10 protein-coding genes and 1 pseudogene are annotated in these 15,132 nt (G+C 73.2%); 4 read left to right on the plus strand and 7 right to left on the minus strand.

Annotated features, from left to right (window positions below; translation table 11 throughout):
* Nucleotides 1-83: 83 nt before the first annotated feature.
* Nucleotides 84-1,136, minus strand: coding sequence for an ABC transporter substrate-binding protein (locus ACI2L3_RS00605; RefSeq protein ID WP_404750099.1), 1,053 nt, complete (start codon nucleotides 1,134-1,136; stop codon nucleotides 84-86).
* A gap of 222 nt (nucleotides 1,137-1,358) precedes the next feature.
* Between ACI2L3_RS00605 and ACI2L3_RS00610 the strand changes: the two genes are divergently transcribed.
* Nucleotides 1,359-2,537 carry a hypothetical protein gene (locus ACI2L3_RS00610; RefSeq protein WP_404750100.1) on the plus strand — a complete coding sequence of 393 codons (1,179 nt, stop codon included), beginning with the start codon at nucleotides 1,359-1,361 and terminating at the stop codon, nucleotides 2,535-2,537.
* Between the two features lie 44 nt (nucleotides 2,538-2,581).
* Nucleotides 2,582-2,755 (plus strand): hypothetical protein, encoded by a 174-nt coding sequence (locus tag ACI2L3_RS00615; RefSeq protein ID WP_404750101.1) that lies wholly within the window; start codon nucleotides 2,582-2,584, stop codon nucleotides 2,753-2,755.
* 109 nt (nucleotides 2,756-2,864) lie between these two features.
* Here the strand turns inward: ACI2L3_RS00615 and ACI2L3_RS00620 are convergent, their stop codons facing one another.
* From ACI2L3_RS00620 to ACI2L3_RS00630, 3 genes are all read right to left on the minus strand, one after another.
* Nucleotides 2,865-3,806: a 3-oxoacyl-ACP reductase gene (locus ACI2L3_RS00620; protein WP_404750102.1), complete on the minus strand. Its 942-nt coding sequence runs from the start codon at nucleotides 3,804-3,806 to the stop codon at nucleotides 2,865-2,867.
* Nucleotides 3,807-3,878: 72 nt separating this feature from the next.
* Nucleotides 3,879-4,955, minus strand: coding sequence for a Zn-dependent alcohol dehydrogenase (locus tag ACI2L3_RS00625; protein ID WP_404750103.1), 1,077 nt, complete (start codon nucleotides 4,953-4,955; stop codon nucleotides 3,879-3,881).
* A 54-nt stretch (nucleotides 4,956-5,009) separates the two neighbouring features.
* Nucleotides 5,010-5,864 carry a MaoC/PaaZ C-terminal domain-containing protein gene (locus tag ACI2L3_RS00630; RefSeq protein ID WP_404750104.1) on the minus strand — a complete coding sequence of 285 codons (855 nt, stop codon included), beginning with the start codon at nucleotides 5,862-5,864 and terminating at the stop codon, nucleotides 5,010-5,012.
* Between the two features lie 1,052 nt (nucleotides 5,865-6,916).
* Between ACI2L3_RS00630 and ACI2L3_RS00635 the strand changes: the two are divergent.
* Both ACI2L3_RS00635 and ACI2L3_RS00640 read left to right on the plus strand, forming a co-directional pair.
* Nucleotides 6,917-8,059: pseudogene (locus ACI2L3_RS00635) on the plus strand (sensor histidine kinase); the annotation flags it as partial.
* A 788-nt stretch (nucleotides 8,060-8,847) separates the two neighbouring features.
* On the plus strand, nucleotides 8,848-9,489 hold the full coding sequence (locus tag ACI2L3_RS00640) for a response regulator (protein ID WP_404750105.1): 642 nt from the start codon (nucleotides 8,848-8,850) through the stop codon (nucleotides 9,487-9,489).
* 34 nt (nucleotides 9,490-9,523) lie between these two features.
* Here ACI2L3_RS00640 and ACI2L3_RS00645 read toward each other — a convergent pair whose 3' ends face one another.
* The 3 genes from ACI2L3_RS00645 to ACI2L3_RS00655 form a co-directional block, all read right to left on the minus strand.
* Nucleotides 9,524-10,981 carry an MFS transporter gene (locus ACI2L3_RS00645; protein ID WP_404750106.1) on the minus strand — a complete coding sequence of 486 codons (1,458 nt, stop codon included), beginning with the start codon at nucleotides 10,979-10,981 and terminating at the stop codon, nucleotides 9,524-9,526.
* A 129-nt stretch (nucleotides 10,982-11,110) separates the two neighbouring features.
* The gene (locus ACI2L3_RS00650; RefSeq protein WP_404750678.1) at nucleotides 11,111-12,298 is read right to left on the minus strand and encodes a lipid-transfer protein; all 1,188 of its coding nucleotides are present in this window, start codon (nucleotides 12,296-12,298) and stop codon (nucleotides 11,111-11,113) included.
* A gap of 22 nt (nucleotides 12,299-12,320) precedes the next feature.
* Complete coding sequence (locus ACI2L3_RS00655) at nucleotides 12,321-14,882, minus strand: acyl-CoA dehydrogenase family protein (RefSeq protein ID WP_404750107.1); 2,562 nt, start codon at nucleotides 14,880-14,882, stop codon at nucleotides 12,321-12,323.
* Nucleotides 14,883-15,132: the final 250 nt, after the last annotated feature.

Below are 15,132 nucleotides of genomic sequence, written 5' to 3' on the forward strand. Positions count from 1 at the left end.
GAAGCCGCAGTCGCGTCTGCGGAGTACCGAGCAGACGCGACTGCGGCTTTGCCTGTGGTTGCTCGCGCCGTTCCCCGCGCCCCTTACGGGGCCAGGTCGGACTTGAGGTCGGCCAGGACCTCGTTCGCCGCCGTCACGCCGAGGCCCAGGTACCAGGTCTCGTCCGGTACGTCCTTCGCGTGCCCGCCCTTCACCGCGTCGAGCTTCTTCCACAGGGGGTTCTTCTCGGCCTCGGAGCGGCCCGTCTTCTGCGCGTCGCCGTAGACGCCGGTGAAGATCCAGTCCGCGTCGGCCTGGTCGATCTTCTCCGGGCTGATCTCCGTGGCGAGGTCGTTGACCTGCTGGTTCTTGGGGCGCGGCAGGCCGATGTCGTCGAGGATGGTGCCGATGAAGGACGCCTTGGCGTAGAGGCGGATGCGGTCCGGCAGGTAGCGGAGCATCGTGATCGTCGGCTTGTCGTCGCCGAGGTCCCGGCCCAGGGACCTCGCCTTCTCCTCGTACAGGGCGAGCTCCGTCTTCGCCTTCGCGGTCCTGTCGAGCGCGGCCGCGTTCAGGAGGTAGTTCTCCTTCCACGTGAAGCCGGGGCGGATGGAGAAGACGGTGGGGGCGATCTCGGAGAGCTGCGGGTAGAGCTTGGCGGCGCGCAGTTCGCTGCCGAGGATGAGGTCCGGCTTCAGGCCCGCGATGGCTTCCAGGTTGAGGGAGTTGATCGTGCCGACGTTCTTGGGGGTGCCGGCCTCCTTCTTGAGGTAGCCGGGGATGCCGTCGTCGCCCTCCGTGGGGGCGTAGCCGACGGGCTCGACGCCGAGCGAGACGACGTTGTCGAGCTCGCCGACGTCGAGGACGACGACGCGCCGCGGCCGCTGCTTCAGCTCCGTCTTGCCGCGGGCGTGGGTGATCGTGCGCGGGAATTCGCCCGGCTTCGCGTCGGTGCCCATCCTCGCCGTCCGCTCGGCGGCCTTCGCGAAGTCGTCGCCGCCCTGGGCGACGGCCTTGCTGCCGCCGCCGTTCTCGGACTTCGCGGAGTCGTCGGACGACCCGCAGGCCGTCAGCGCGAGCGCGGCGGTCACGGCGAGGGCGACGGCGGCGGTGCCGCGGCGGCGGATTCGCCGTACGGACCGTATGGACACGGACATCGGAGCTCCAGGGGGTGCACTGCCCGGACCGGGCCGGGCTCAGGTTCGCCTCACCATAAGCGGGGTCTCCTCTCGCGGAGCTGTCGGCCCCGTCACAGCACAACCGTCCCTGCCCCCTCAGGCGAATCGGGACATTGCCACCCTTCTGTGTGAAGCGGACGCTCGTCGGTGCCACGTCAGTGCGTGCGAAAACTAGCTTCGGGGCCGGAGGTGACACTCACGATGACAGCGCCACCAGCACCACCGGCGCCGCCGCCCGCGGCGCGGGTGCGCACCCGCGCCGCCGGGTGCACGATCGCGGCGGACGGGTCGTACGCCGCGCGCCTCGCCCGCGCCGCCGGCGCGCCCGACTCCTGGTATCCCGAACGCTGGACCCTCGGCTCCGCAGAGCCGTACGCCGTGCCGCTGCCCGGCAACCAGCCCGAGGAACCGGCCACGGAAGTGCTCCCGATGTCCGACGGCCGTGTCCTCATCCACCGCGTGGTGGGCGAGCGGCACACCTTCGCCCTGCTGTACCCGACGGGCCCGGCCACCGGTGAGGTGCCGCTGGGGGCCGTGGAGTGCGGCGAGCTGAGCCTGCTGCCGCCCGCGCCGGGCGGCACCCGCGCGTACGCCCTGGCGCCCGGCGCGGGCGCCTCGGACGTCTGGCTGGTGGCGGGCGGCTCCTTCGGGCCCGAGCACCTCGCCGAGGTCCCGGGCCGCTGCTCGGGCGGCGTCTGGCTGGACGGCACGGACCGCATGCTCGCCCTGGACCGCGAGCTGGACGGCCGCACCAAGACGGTCGCGGTGGACCTGGAGCGCGGCGGCGAGGTCTCGCCGCTCCTGCAGATCACCGAGGACAGCGACGACCGGCTGCTGCTCGCCGACGCGGGCAGCGGCCTGCTCCTGATCCGCTCCGACGCCCCGGGCGAGCACCGTCTGGGCTGGGGCGTCCTCGGCGGTACGCGGCCGGTCCGCTTCCCCGAGTCCCTGCGGCTGCCGGGCCTCACGGCGACACCGTTCGCGATCCAGCCGGGGCAGGTGCTCACGCCGGAGGCCTGCGGGGTGGCGCTGCGGCTCGAAGGCCCGGGTCCGGGTGCGAGCTGGCTCGGGCTGTGGCGGCCCGCACGGCGGCAGGTGCACCAACTCGCCGCGCCGCCAGGGTGGTTGAACGGCTCGGGCTGGTGGACGCCGGACGGCACCCTGTGCCTGCCGTACGTCACGGGCGCGACGCCGTGCGGAGTGGCCCGGGTGACGGGCCCCGCCCCGCCCGCGGCCAAGCCCCCGCCCGCCACCGACTCCCCGGCGGCCGACGTCCCGCCCCCGCCTCCGCCACCTCCGGCGGACCCGCCGAAGCCCGCGGCGGCACGCCCCGTCCCGCTGCAGCAGGCACCCCTCGGCGGGCGGACGGCGGGCGGTTAGACTCGCCCGGCTGTACGAACGATCTTCTTTACGGGGTGAATGGCTTGACTACGACCGAGACCGTCACGGAGACACAGCAGAACACCGCACCACAGCGGCCGACGACCGCGCCCACCGGCGCGAACGGCGGCGCGGGCAGGCACCGGGGCCCGGTGGCCGAGCACGACGAGGCGACGGCGCCGCGGGGGCGGCACCGCAGGCAGGACCAGTACTCCTGACGCGGTCCTGACCCGCTGCCCGGCTCTTTGCAGAAAGGTCTCGCCCCCGCGCCGTCACGAGCGGCACGGGGGCGAGACCTTTTCTCCGTCGCCCCCTCCCGCCCGGGGCTCAGCCTCGCTTGAGCCCCAGGACCTCCGCCGCCGCGAACGTCTCGTTCGCCGGGCGGTCCGCGTAGTAGGGGGAGAGCGCCTCGTCCAGCTCGTCGAAGGTGAACGTCTCCTTCGCCGAGTCGAACTTCGCCGCCACCCTGGGCCGTTCGACGACGGCGACCATGCCGCCGTGGACGACGAGCAGCTGTCCGTTGACCCGCGCCGCGGCGGGCGACGCCAAGTACCCGACCAGCGGCGCCACATGCTCCGGCGCCAACGGGTCGAGCCTCCCCTCCGACGGCACCTCGAACCCGGCGAAGACGTCCTCCGTCATCCGCGTACGGGCCCGGGGGCAGATGGCGTTGGCGGTCACCCCGTACTTGGCGAGGGCCAGCGCGGTCGAGGTCGTCAGGCCGACGATGCCGCCCTTCGCCGCCGCGTAGTTCGGCTGGCCCGCCGACCCGGCGAGGAAGGCCTCGGACGACGTGTTGACGATCCGGCCGTACACCGGGCCGCCCGCCGCCTTGGAGCGCTCGCGCCAGTGGGCCGACGCGAAGTGGGTCGTGTTGAAGTGGCCCTTGAGGTGGACGTGGATGACCGAGTCCCACTCGGACTCGGTCATCGAGAAGATCATCCGGTCCCGCAGGATGCCGGCGTTGTTGACCAGGATGTCGAGCTTTCCGTACGTCTCGACCGCCGACCGCACAAGGCCGCGAGCCTGTTCGTGGTCCGCGACGTCGCCGGTGTGGGCGACGGCCTGCCCGCCCGCCGCCCGTATCTCGGCCGCGACCTCCTCGGCGGGCGCCGCCGACGCCTCGCCGGAGCCGTCGCGTCCCGGCTGCCCGAAGTCGTTGACGACGACACTCGCGCCGAGCCGGGCCAGCTCCAGCGCCTCGGCCCGGCCGAGCCCGCGGCCCGCACCGGTGACGATCGCGGACAGGCCTTCAAGTGGCAGTGACATCAGAGTCAGAGTCCCTTCGACGCTCGGAGCGGGTCAGATCTCGGTGCGGGGGGTCAGATCTCTATGCGGGGGTCAGATCTCTATGCAGGTGCGCAGGGCGACACCCGTGCGCATCTGGTCCAGCGCCTCGTTGACCTCGGCGAGCTGCACGCGGTGCGTGATCAGGCCCGCGAGGTCGATGCGGCCCGCCCGCCAGAGCGCGATGGCCCGCTCGTACGACGTGAGGACGTCCCCTCCCCCGTACATGGAGGGCAGGATGCGCTTCTCGTCGAAGAACAGCTCGAACATGTTGAACTGCAGGTGGTCGTCCATGGCGCCGGCGCCGACGACGCAGAGCGTGCCGCCGCGCCGCGTCGTCTCGTACGCCACGCGGGCCGTGGCCGACTTGCCGACGACCTCGAAGACGTAGTCGAAGCCCTCGCCCGCGGTGATCCGCTGCTTGGCGTCGGCCAGTTCGTCCGGCGACACGGCCTCCGTGGCGCCGAACGTGAGCGCCGCCTCCCTGCGCGACGCGACCGGGTCGACCGCGACGATCTGCGCCGCGCCCTTGAGGCGGGCGCCCTGGATCGCGGAGATGCCGACGCCGCCGCAGCCGATCACGGCGACCGACGAACCGACCGCCACGTCCGCCGTGTTGACGGCCGCGCCGAGCCCCGTCGTCACGCCGCAGCCGATCAGCGCCGCGATGTCGAAGGGCACGTCGTCGGGGATCGGCACGGCGCACCCGGCGTCGACGACGACCTCCTCGGCGAACGTGCCGGTGCCCGCGAAGCCGAAGACGTCACCGCCGGGGCGCTTGAAGTTGGGGGTGCCCGCGTTCAGGAACCCGGCGAGGCAGAGGTGGGTCTGGCCGCGCTTGCAGGCGGGGCAGGAGCGGCAGGCGGGGAGCCAGCAGAGGAGGACCCGGTCGCCCTCGGCGAGGCCGCTCACGCCGTCGCCGACGTCGATGATCTCGCCGGCGCCCTCATGGCCGGGGACGAAGGGGGCGGGCTGCGGCAGCACGCCGTTCATCGCCGAGATGTCGGAGTGGCACAGCCCGGTGGCCCGGACCCGGATCTTCACCTTGCCGGGCGCGAAGCCCACCGTCTCGAGGTCGTCGAGGACCTCGAGCTTCTCCTGGCCTGTCTCGTGCAGTACGGCTGCGCGCATGGTGCGGCTCCTCTCGTACGAAGATCGCTGGCTCTCGGGCGTGGTCGCCGGCCCTCAGGCGTGTTCGACGACGGTGTCGGCGAGCACCGGCGCGTCGTCGCGTTCGACCGCCGTGACCGTGGCCTGGACGCGGCCGTCGGTGCGCCACATGCGGATCCGCAGCGTCTCGCCGGGGAAGACGACTCCGGTGAAGCGGGTGCTGTAGCCGCGGACCCGGGTCACGTCACCGCCGAGCTGGGTGTCGACGACGGCCTTGAGGGTCATCCCGTAGGTGCACAGGCCGTGCAGGATCGGCCTGTCGAAGCCGGCGAGCGCGGCGAACTCGGGGTCGGCGTGCAGCGGGTTCCAGTCCCCGGAGAGGCGGTAGAGGAGCGCCTGGTCCTCGCGGACGGGGCGCTCGACCTCCAGGTCGGGGTCGCCCTCGGGGGCGGGAACGCGGGCGGAGGGTCCGCGGTCGCCGCCGAACCCGCCCTCACCGCGTACGAATATCTGCGCGTCGCTGGTCCACAACGGCCCGTCCCCGTCGGCGACTTCGGAGCGCAGAACCAGGATCGCGGCCTTCCCCTTGTCGTACACCGCGGCGACCCGGGACGTGGTGACGGCCTCGCCCCTGACCGGGATGGGACGGTGCAGCGTGATGCTCTGGCCGCCGTGCAGGACCGCGGCCAGGTCCACCTCGATGCCGGGCGCGGAGAGTCCGCCGACGACGCCCATGCCCGCGCCCGCGACGGTGGCGAAGCTGGGCAGGACGTGCAGCCTGGACTCCAGGGTGTAGCGCAGCTCGTCGGGGTCGGTGGCGGGCAGTCCGGCGCCGAGGCCCAGGTGGTAGAGCTGGACGTCCTTGTGGTCCCAGGTGATCTCGGCGGACCGGGGCTCGGCGGCCACGGCCTTCTCGGCGTCGATGGGCATCGGGTGGCAGCTCCTTGGGCCGACGGGAGAAGACCTCGGTGCGACCGTCCGCACCGTCGGCCGCACCGAGGTCGCGACAGGGCCGGAGGCCGGTCGCCGAACGCTCCGCTCCGCGAACCGGCCGGTTCTAGAACGCGTTCCAGTCCGGCGACCCCATGTATAGCCGAGGCCCCAGCACTTGTGAAGACTCCCGGCCGAAGGCTCCTGACGCAACGTCAGTTCCGGCGGCGGAGGGCGGTGACATTTGTACCGGCCGACCCCGTACAGCCGCACCTGCCGCGGGCTCGCGCCGCGCCCGTACCGTCGTCACCATGAAGAAGACGGCACAGGGGACTCGGCGGACGGAGCCCGGGCGGGGCGAGGGTGGGCGGGGCGAGGGTGATGGGTGGGGGGAGGGTGGCCGACGGGGCGAGGTCGACCGGCGGGGCGAGGTCGACGGGCGGGGCGAGGTCGACGGGCGGGCCAGGGGCGACCGGCGGGGCGAGATCGACGGGCAGGTCAAGAGCGACCGACAGGCCACGAGCGACGCGCGGGCCAAGGGCGAAGAGCAGGCCGAGGCCGACCGGCAGGGCAAGAGCGCCGCGCGGGCCAAGAGCGAAGAGCAGGCCAAGGGCGACCGGCAGCCCGAGGCCGACCCACAGGCCAAGGTCGACCGACAGGCCAAGGGCGCCGCGCGGGCCACGAGCGCCGCGCGGGCCAAGGGCGACGGGCAGGTCAACGGCGACCGGCAGCCCGAGGCCGACCGGCAGGTCAACGGCGACCGGCACCCCGAGGCCGACCGACAGGCCGAGGCCGACCGGCAGGCCAAGCGCGCCGCGCGGGCCAAGGGCGACCGGCAGGTCAACGCCGACCGGCACCCCGAGGCCGACCGACAGGCCACAAGCGCCGCGCAGGCCAAGGGCGACCGGCAGGTCAACGCCGACCGGCACCCCGAGGCCGACCGACAGGCCACAAGCGCCGCGCAGGCCAAGGTCGACCGGCAAGGCAAGCGTGCCGCGCGGGCCAAGGGCGAAGAGCGAGTCAAGGGTGACCGGCGGGTGGGCTGCGGGGCCGGGCGGGGCATTGAGCGGCTCGGCCCGCCCCCCACCGGCTTCGCGCTGCTGCCCTGGCTCCTGATGGGCCTGGGCGCGCTCTCCCACCTCCTCCAGGGCGACACCCCGAACCCCTGGATCGGCGGCATCGGACTCCTCGTCTTCAACTCCCTCTACGTCTTCATCGCCTTCCGCGCCTTCGACACGTGCAGGCGCCAGGCACGCTCCACGCTCGCCGCCCTGATCGCGCTGGGCCTGCTGACCGTCGCACTCGCCGCCGGATACGGCGGCAACTGGCTCCTCTTCTTCCCGCTGCTCGGCCTGGCCGCCGGGGCGACCGTGCGAGGCCGCGGTCTCGGCCCGGTCGGCCTGGGCCTGAGCGCACTCGCCGGCGCCATCGGCGGCTTCAGGGAGGGCTGGGAGGCGGTGAACATCGCCTACGGCACGTTCCTCTCCACCATGGTGACCGCCGCGATCCTCTCCCTGTCGGAGGCGGTCCGCGAACTCCGCGACACCCGCGAGGAACTGGCCCGCACCGCCGTCGAGAAGGAACGCCTCCGCTTCTCCCGCGACCTGCACGACCTGCTCGGCCACACGCTCTCCGTGATCGTGGTGAAGGCGGAGGCCACCCGCCGCCTGGCCCCCCGCGACCTGGACGCGGCGCTCGGCCAGGTCGCCGACATCGAGTCCGTCGGCCGGCAGGCCCTCACCGAGATCCGCGAGGCCGTCACCGGCTACCGCGAGGGCAGCCTCGCCACGGAGCTCGACCGCGCCCGCGACCTGCTCGGCGCGGCGGGCATCAACACGGTCGTACGCCAGTCGGGCCCACCCCTCGCCCCACAGACCGCGGCACTCCTCGGCTGGGTGGTCCGCGAGTCCGCCACCAACGTCGTACGCCACTCCGGCGCCACCCACTGCGAGATCGAGCTCACCGGCACCGCTGAACAGACCCGTCTGGACATCACGGACGACGGCCACGGCGGGGGCGCGGGGTCACCCGGCACCGGCCTGAAGGGCCTGGCCGAACGCCTCGCAACAGCAGGCGGCTCCCTCACCTCGGGCCCGGCCCCCCACACCGGCTACCGCGTCACAGCACTCCTCCCGCTCACCGAGGTGGCCCCCGCCCCGGCTGGTGCACCGCACGTCCAGCTCACCGGGTCGTGAGCCACGCCGCGAGCCCGCTCCCGGTGGCCGTGGAGAGGGCCGCCACCAGCCAGCCGGGGACACGCTGAACGGTCAAGTGAAGCCCGCCGCAGCGAAGTTCGAAGTGCGGGGGCTGCGTGTCGCTGCCCTCTCTACGGGTCATAGCCACGGTTCGCAGTCCTCTCGCTGGGCTTCGATCAGCTTGGTTCGCATGTCCTCTGACTCCTGTCGCACGCCGTTGCGTCCGAGACGTGACGTGGGGCGTCAGGTCCGCGTCGACGCTATGCGGCGGTGTGAGATGAGCGGGGCGGTATTGGCCACGACGCGCACTGTGCGGCGAACCCATGACGTCGCGACCGGCAAGTACTGCGCTGGTGCGGGGCGTTCCGCGCCGCTCAGGGGCCTTCGATGCCCTCTCGGCCTATCGCGCTGATTACGGGAAAACCGTATCGCTCCCGCCCCGGGAGCCGCCATGAGGCGTATGTGTACAAAAGAGGGGACGGAACTTCGACATTATGCACACCGTTCCGCCAGGGTGGACTCTCGGCAGTTGCGAATCAGTGCGGTAAGAGCACGCCTGACTTGAGGCTGCAAAGCCGCCGGCGCCACGCGTCCGGCGGGCCGGTGTGCAGGTAGTAACGCTGGAGTGCGCACAGAGTCAGAGGTACGTACACACGCATGCCGCACGGCAACCCATGGTCGAACGCCGCGACGGGGCGGATGTGTCCGGCAAGCAAGAGGCTCGGTGCCCCTTGGGACCATCGTGCCGATCACGCTCCGACCAGCAACTACGCCCGTACTCTCGGCACATGGACGAAATGCCGCAGAACCACCGCCCCGCCAGATCCATCAGAGTCCTCCTCGCCGAGGACCAGGGCATGATGCGGGGCGCCCTCGCCCTGTTGCTCGGGCTTGAGGCGGACATCGAGGTCGTCGCCCAGGTGGGCGCGGGCGACGAGATCGTCGATGCGGCGCTGAGTGCGCGGCCCGACGTGGCGCTGCTCGACATCGAGCTGCCGGGCCGCAGCGGGCTGGAAGCCGCCGCCGAGCTGCGGGAGGAGTGCCCGGACTGCCGGGTGCTCATCCTCACGACCTTCGGCAGGCCCGGCTATCTGCGTCGCGCCATGGAGGCGGGCGCCGTCGGTTTCCTGGTCAAGGACGGGCCGGTCGAGGAGCTCGCCGAGGCGGTCCGGCGGGCGCTGCGGGGCGAGACGGTGATCGACCCGGCGCTCGCCGCGGCCGCCCTGAGCGCGGGGCCGAACCCGCTGACCGGCCGTGAGGCGGATGTCCTCAAGGCCTCCGTGGACGGCGCCACGGTCGCCGACATCGCGGGCAGGCTGCATCTGTCGGAGTCGACCGTGCGGAACTATCTGTCCGCGGCGATCGGGAAGACGGGGACGCGGAACCGGATGGAGGCGGTGCGGGAGGCCCGGCAGCAGGGGTGGTTGTGACCCCAGGCCCCAGGCCCCAGGCCCTAAGCCCCCTTCACTCCTGGGAGGAAGCCCGCTGCCTCGGCATCCACACCAGCAGCACCACCACACCCACCAGCAGGATGAACCCACTCGTGCGGAACGCCGCCGCGTAGCCGTCGGTGAGCGCCTGCCGCGACGCCGAGCCGTTCATCCGCGCGGCGGCCACCGTGGACAGCACCGCGAGGCCGAGCGCGCCGCCCATCGTGCGGGAGGTGTTGACCAGGCCGGAGACGAGGCCCGCGTCGCCCGGTGCCGCGCCCGAGGTGGCGAGTGAGGCGAGGGGGGTGGTGGCGAGGCCCGCGCCGAGCATCATCGCCATGCCGGGCAGCAGGATCGACGTCACGTACGCGCCGTCGGCCGTCATCGCCGCCGACTGCCAGCCGAAGCCCGCGGCGGCCACGACGATGCCGAGCACGGAGACGTTCTTCGCGCCGAGCACCGGCATCAGGCGCGGCGCGAGCATCGAGCCGAGGACGACGGTGAGCGAGGACGGCATGAGGGCGAGGCCGGCCTTCAGCGGGGAGTAGCCGAGGACGTTCTGGGTGTAGAGGGTCATGAACATCCACATGGCGAACATGCCGCCGCCGCAGACGAACATCGCGGCGTTCGCCGCCGACACGGTCCGCACCTTGAAGAGCTTCAGCGGCATCAGCGGGGCCTTCGTGCACGACTCCACCACGAGGAAGGCCGCGAGGAGCGCGAGTCCGGCGGCCAGGGGCACCAGGGTCGCGGCGGCCGTCCAGCCCTTCTCCTCGGTCTGCACGATGCCGTACGCGAGGGTCGCGAGGCCCGCCGTGACGAGGACCGCGCCCGGCACGTCCAGGCGGCGCGTCCGGTCGGCCGTGCTCTCGGTGAGCCAGGCCAGGCCCGCGACGATCACCAGGGCGCCGACCGGGACGTTGATCAGGAGCACCCAGCGCCAGGAGAGGAGGTCCGTCAGGACGCCGCCGACCAGGCCGCCCGCCGCGCCGCCGCCCGCGCCGACCGCCGACCAGACGCCGATGGCGCGCGCCCGCGCCGGTCCCTCGGGCACCGCCGAGGTGAGGATCGTCAGGGTCGACGGCGCGAGGACCGCGGCGCCGAGGCCCTGCACGGCCCGCGCCGCGAGGAGCTGCCATTCGGCCTGGGCGAGGCCGCCGCCGAGCGAGGCGACGGTGAAGAGGCCGAGCCCGACGAGGAACATCCGCTTGCGCCCGAACAGATCCCCCGCGCGCCCACCGAGCAGCATGAAACCGGCGAAGGCTATGGAGTACGCGTTGACGACCCACTGCAGGCCGATGGCGCTCATGCCCAGGTCGGAGCGCATCGACGGCAGCGCGGTGTTCACCACGGAGACGTCGAGGACGACGAGGAACTGGCCCGCGCAGGCGGTGAGCAGGACCGCCCACACCGGGACGGACCTTTTCGGCGGGGCGTGGGTGGACACGGGAGCCGAACCGGCTCGGTAAGTGGTGGAGGGCGTCTGGACCATGACAGCCATCCTCTCAAGCGAGACTCGAGCGACGCATCGGGAATTCGCGCCCTGTGCTCTGGGCCGACAGGCCTAGGTCGAACGGCCCACACCCACAGCCGCACCCACCCGCCCCCACACCACGCTCCACTACGCGCGAAGGAGCGTCACCACCGCCGCCCCGCCGAGCCCGATGTTGTGCGCGAGCCCCACCCGCGCCCCCTCGACCTGCCGTGCCGCCGCCTCACCGCGCAGCTGCCAGGTCAGCTCCGCGACCTGCGCGATGCCGGTCGCGCCCAGCGGGTGGCCCTTGGAGATGAGGCCGCCGGAGGGGTTCACCACCCAGCGCCCGCCGTACGTCGTCGCGCCGCTCTCGACGAGCTTTCCCGACTCGCCGGGCGCGCACATGCCGAGCGCCTCGTACGTGAGGAGTTCGTTGATGGAGAAGCAGTCGTGCAGCTCGACGACGTCGACGTCCTCGATGCCGAGCCCCGACCTCTCGTACACCTGCCGTGCCGCCTCCCGCGACATCGGCTGTCCGACGGCGTCGACGCACGAACCGGAGGCGAAGGACTCGCCGGTGTCGGTGGTCATGGCCTGGGCGGCGATCTCCACCGCGCGCCCCGCCAGGCCGTGCCGCTCCACGAACCGCTCGGAGACCATGACCGCCGCCGCCGAGCCGTCGGAGGTCGGGGAGCACTGGAGCTTGGTGAGCGGGCGGTGGACGGTCCGGGCGGCGAGGATCTCGTCGACGGTGTACGCGTCCTGGAACTGGGCGTAGGGGTTGCGCACCGAATGCCGGTGGTTCTTGGCGCCGACCGCGGCCAGCTGCGCCTCGGTCGTGCCGTACTTCTCCATGTGCTCGCGCGCGGCGTTGCCGAAGATCTGCGCGGTGGGCGGGGTCATCTCGAAGCCGTGCCGGGCGGCCATGATCCCGTAGTGGCGGGCGACGGGGGACGCCGCGAAGTCCCCGCCGTCGGTCCCTCCCCCCAGCGCCCCGCGCGTCATCTTCTCGAAGCCGAGCGCGAGCACGCAGTCGCTCAGGCCGCCCTCGACGAACTGGCGCGCCATCATCAGGGCGGTCGACCCCGTCGCGCAGTTGTTGTTGACGTTGTAGACGGGGATGCCGGTGAGGCCGAGTTCGTAGACGGCGCGCTGGGCGGCCGTCGAGGCCTGGAAGCAGTGGCCGACGGCGGCCTGCTCGATCCGGTCGTACGAGATCCCGGCGTCCTCCAGTGCCTTCGTGCCCGCCTCCTTCGCCATGTCCCAGTACTGCCAGTCACGCGTCTCGGGCTTCTCGAACCGGGTCATTCCGACACCGACGACGTACGCCTTCATGAGGGTCCTTCCGGTCATGGGATCAGTCACGGGGCAGGCCGAGGATCCGCTCGGCGACGACATTGAGCTGGACCTGCGTGGTGCCTCCCGCGATCGTCAGGCAGCGCGACATCAGGAAGCCGTGCAGCGCCCGCTCCCCCGGCCCCTCGCGCACCGCGCCGGCCGCGCCGAGGAGTTCCAGGGCCAGTTCGGCGACCTTCTGCTGGTGCGGGGTCTGGACGAGTTTGCGTACGGCGGCGCCCGCGCCCGGCTCCGCGCCCGCCACCTGCCGGATGGTGGTGCGCAGTCCGACGCAGGCGAGCGCGTGGGCCTCGGCGGCGAGCGCCCCGACGCGCGCGCGGGTCGCGCCGTCGAGGTCGCCGGCGCGGGCGATGAGCGCTTCGAGGCCGGTGTCGAAGGTCAGCTGGTCGGCCATGTGGACGCGTTCGTTGCCGAGCGTGTCGCGGGCGACCCGCCAGCCGTCGTCGACCTGTCCGACGACGGCGTCCTCGGGGAGGAGCACGTCGTCGAAGTACACCTCGTTGAAGAGCGAGTCGCCGGTGATCTCCTTGAGGGGCCGGACGTCGATCCCCGGGGTGTTCTTCATGTCGACGACGAAGTACGTCAGCCCCTTGTGCTTGGGCGCCGACGGGTTCGTACGGGCGAGGAGGATGCCGTGGTCGGCCCACTGGGCGGCGCTCGTCCACACCTTCTGGCCGTTGACCAGCCAGCCTCCCTCGACGCGTTCGGCCCGCGTGCGCAGGGAGGCGAGGTCGGAGCCCGCTTCCGGCTCGCTGAAGAGCTGGCACCACAGCAGCTCGCCGCGCAGGGTGGGCGCGAGGTAACGCTGCCGCTGCGCCTCGGTGCCGTACGCGAGGAGGGAGGGGACCACCCAGGTCGCGATGCCGAGGTCGCTCACCTTCACCCCGGCCGCCTTCAACTCCTCCTGGACGACGAGCTGTTCTACGGGCCCTGCGCCCAGTCCGTACGGTTCGGGGAGGTGCGGGGCCGCGTAGCCGGTGGGGGCGAGCGCCTTGCGGGCCGCGGCCGGGTCGAGTCCGCGGGCCGGGGCGATCGCCGCGCGGGCCCGGACCCGGCAGGCCTCCGCCTCGGCCTCGGCCTCCGCCGGCAGCTCCAGGCGCAGCTCGCGTCGCGCGCCGCCCTCCGCGAGCCGCACGGCCCGCAGCCGGTGCGCGTCGCCCGCCCCGAGCAGCTGCCGGGCGACGACCGCCCTGCGCAGGTACCGGTGGGCGTCGTGCTCCCAGGTGAAGCCGATGGCGCCGAGGATCTGCACGCAGTCCTTGGCGCAGGAGTACGCGGCGTCCAGTGCGGTGCCCGCGGCGAGGGCGGTGACCAGGCCCCGCACGTCGTCCGGCACGCCGGGATCGTCGGCCGCGCGGGCCGCGTCCCAGGCGAGGGCGCGGGCCTGCTCGACGCGGACCAGCATGTCGGCGCAGAGGTGCTTGACGCCCTGGAACCGTCCGATGGGCCGCCCGAACTGCTCGCGCACCTTGGCGTGTTCGGCCGCGGTGTGCAGCGCCCACGCGGCAGTGCCGCAGGCGTCGGCGGCCAGCACGGCGGCCGCCAGGTCGCGGACGGCCGCGGAATCCACGGCGAGGACCCGGTCCGCGGGGACGCGCACGGCCCGTGCGGTCACTTCGGCGGTGGGTCTGGTGGGGTCGGCGCTGTCGTGGGTACGCACGGTCAGCGCGCCGGCATCGGTGCTGGGGGTGGGGATGGCGTTGGGGGTGGGGGTGGGGATGGGGATGGGGTCGGCGCCGGGGTTGGCGCCGGGGTCGGGGGCGGCATCGGCGCTGGGGTTGGCGCCGGCATCGGCGCCGGGGTCGGGGGCGGGGGTCGGGTTGGCGCCCGCACCAGCGCCGGGGTCGGGGGCGGCACCGGCGCCGGGGTTGGCGCCCGCATCGGCGCCGGGGTCGAGGGGCGGGTTGGCGCCCGCACCAGCGCCGGGGTCGGGGGCGGCACTGGCGCCCGCACCGGCGCCGGGGTCGAGGGGCGGCTTGGCGCCCGCACCGGCGCCGAGGTCGGGGGCGGCACCGGTGCCGGAGTTGGCGCCCGCATCGGGGCCGGGGGCGGCGTCGACGGCCAGCCACACCGGACCCGCCGCCGACGCGGCGACCAGGACGAGGAGGTCTGCCTCGCCGCCGGAGAGGACGGGCGGCGCGGTGCCGTCGAGGACGTATCCGCCGGGTACGGAGACGGCGGTGAGGGTGCCCGCGTCGAGGGCGACGGCGCCGATCCGGGCGCCCCGGGCCAGCTCGGCGGCGAGCGCCCGCGCGCCCGCGCGGCGCAGCACCAGCGAGGCGAGGGAGCTGGCCGCGAAGGGTCCGGGGAGGGCGGCTCGCGCGGCCTCTTCGAGGACGACGGCGAGGTCGGGGAGGCCGCCGCCCCCGCCGCCGTACTCCTCGGGCAGGTGCAGGCCGAGGAGCCCTTGCTCGGCGAGCCCGTCCCAGTGGCCGGGCCGGCCGCCACCCCGAGCCGGGGCATCGAGCAGCGTGCGCGTCTCCTCGGGCGGCGCGGCGCGGGCGATCCAGCCGCGTACCGCCGACGCCAACTCCCCGTGTTCCCGCGTGATTCCGATGCTCATCGCGATCTCCCTGCGCATCCTCGCCGGTGGCAGCTGCCGGGACGGAGGCAGAGTAGAACACGTTCCAATCTGATGGAAGGTCAGATGGAAGGTCGGGCGGGGGCCCGATCCCCGTTCCCCTTGATGACTCGGTTAACAGCAGGTCAAGAATTCCCCTCGTACGACATCCGTCGGAATAGTCGCCCGGGGATACAGGTTCGAGCTACACGTACTCCTGTCGAGTCCCCCTCTTCCGCCCCGGAGGCCCCAA

The organism is Streptomyces sp. NPDC029674 (genome assembly GCF_044903205.1).
In the GTDB taxonomy this organism is placed as follows: Bacteria; Actinomycetota; Actinomycetes; order Streptomycetales; family Streptomycetaceae; genus Streptomyces.